At 61.6% G+C, this 2,020-nt stretch carries 1 protein-coding gene and 1 pseudogene; both read right to left on the bottom strand.

From position 1 onward, the window contains the following. On the bottom strand, positions 1-890 hold an 890-nt coding region (locus tag LCM4577_RS28935), incomplete at its 3' end, for an ABC transporter substrate-binding protein (RefSeq protein WP_116390205.1). Between the two features lie 227 nt (positions 891-1,117). Beyond that, a pseudogene (locus tag LCM4577_RS28930) lies at positions 1,118-1,806 on the bottom strand (IS630 family transposase); the annotation flags it as partial. Positions 1,807-2,020 lie beyond the last annotated feature (214 nt).

The following is a 2,020-nucleotide window of genomic DNA, read 5'->3' as shown; positions in this document are numbered from 1 at the left end:
CAGAACATGTTGAAGTAATAATAGCCTCGTCCCGGAGTGTTCTGAATGGTCACACCGGGACTACGCTTGAGCAGGTCGACGACCTTCGGCTCGACGCGGTCAATCATGTGGACCTGATTGCCCTGCAGGGCCGCAATGCGTGCCGTCGCGTCGTTGATGACGATGATTTCGATCTGGTCGGCATGGCCGAGCCTGTCGCCTYGCCAATAGTCCCGGAACTTCTCACCACCGTGCCGTACACCCGGTTCGTTGACGGTGACCTTGTAAGGTCCGGCGCCGATGCCGGCTTCAGGATCATCGTTGCCGCCATTGGGCTGGACAATCAGGTGAAAGTCGGTCATCAAATAGGGCAGATCGACGTTCGGCTCTTTTAGCGTGATCACCACGTCGCGGCCATCGGCCTTGAGCGATTCGATGCTACGCATGCCGCCCAGCGCATTGGATTTCGACTTCGCGTCGGAATGGCGCTGGAGGGTGGCTACGACATCTTCCGAGGTGACTGTTTTGCCATTGTGGAACTGGATCCCGTGGCGGATTTTCATCGTCCAGGTTTTGGCGTCCTTCGACGAGCCGATTTCCTCGGCGATGCGATGTTCGATGCCGCCGTCGGGGGTCATCTCCATCAGCAACTCGCCCCAACATTTGGCGAAGACGATGGGGACCGCACTGACCAAGGTCCCTGGGTCGAGGCTGTCGGTCGCTGCGCCGCCCTGGAGGCCGGCCCTCAGGATGCCGCCCTTTCGCGGCGCCTGCGCGTTCGCGGAGGCAGCAACCAGCGAGTTCGCAAGAGTGGCGCTGACCCCCAGTGCCGCCGCGCCTCCAAGAAATTCCCGCCGGCTGAGCAAACCCGAAGCGAAGCGGCGGCTAAGACGGTCAAATTCTTGCGACATTGAACTGCTCCTCCCCATTTATTCCCATTGACGCTGGGCAATGGCTCTTGTTTCGCCTACGTTACGTGTACACGTGGCGCGGTTTGCACAGTTTCGACCCTTCTCGGCGCAGAAAAACGGCCCATGCAGCAAGTTCAAGCATAATTTCAGTGCAGCGATTCTAAGTCGGCTCTGCACTATGACCCTTTGGCTGCGCTTGATTTCGGGTGGTCTTTGGCCAGTTTGCTGACCATATTGAGCCAACTTGCGTGTTTGGGCGTGTAGTGGAACTCCAGCCGCCCATGATGCGGCGCGCCTCCGCGGCCGGCAGGGCTTCGTAGAGCGCGGGGTCGACAGATTGTCGAGTACCACGCGGATGCGCTCACCTCGGGATGATGGAGTCGAGGAGATCGCGCATGCCGTGGGCTAAGTCGTCAGGCGTGCGCGGTTCGGTGACCTTCACTTTGCGCCAGGAGCGGTGCTCGTCGAGGAAAAGGGACAGGTTAGCGGCGCCGTTGCGCTTGTATCGCAGTCGTAGCGCTGCAGCCTTTTCGGCGTGGCCGGGATCGGTTGCCGCACATCGCCGATGAGCTAGGTCGGGCTTTCGTCGAAGCACACCATTGGCCGCGTCCGGTCGGGCGTCTCGGCATAGAGGTCGAGCATGCCGTCTATGCGCGCGACATTCGGCGTCGACTCTGGGGATGCACTACATGGCCTTGCGCCAGGGGTTGAGATATATCGGCCAGGCGCTGGCGCGCCGTCTCGCACGGCAGCTGTTCATGCTCGGTTAGCTTATCGAATTCGTCGGCAAACGGCGTAAGCGTCCAGCGGCTGCGGCCCGGCGGCGGATGGTGCAGGGTGGTGGCGCTCAGCAGGGCTCCCTCCTTGCCGTCAGCTTGCGCTCCGACCCTGGGCCCGGCTCCTCGCTGAGCGCCGCTCCCAGGCCCCAACTTGTGGCCGGCATCGGCAGCCAGCAGGATCTGGGCCACTTGAGCTTGGGCGCCGCTTGCCGCTGCGCAGCATCGCTGAGTTTGTCGCGTTGGATTGGTAGAGATCGGTAGCCATCCGGTGAAGACCGCAGTCGTGCGTATCCGGCGGCCATGCGCACCGCGGTGCTGGTCAAGCTTTCAATGGTGAGACGCGATGATATT

Origin of the sequence: Mesorhizobium sp. LCM 4577 (genome assembly GCF_001854795.2) — a bacterium.
In the GTDB taxonomy this organism is placed as follows: Bacteria; Pseudomonadota; Alphaproteobacteria; order Rhizobiales; family Rhizobiaceae; genus Mesorhizobium; species Mesorhizobium plurifarium.
Note: the sequence above shows the minus strand (reverse complement) of the source record. Positions and strands in the feature narration are given on the sequence as shown.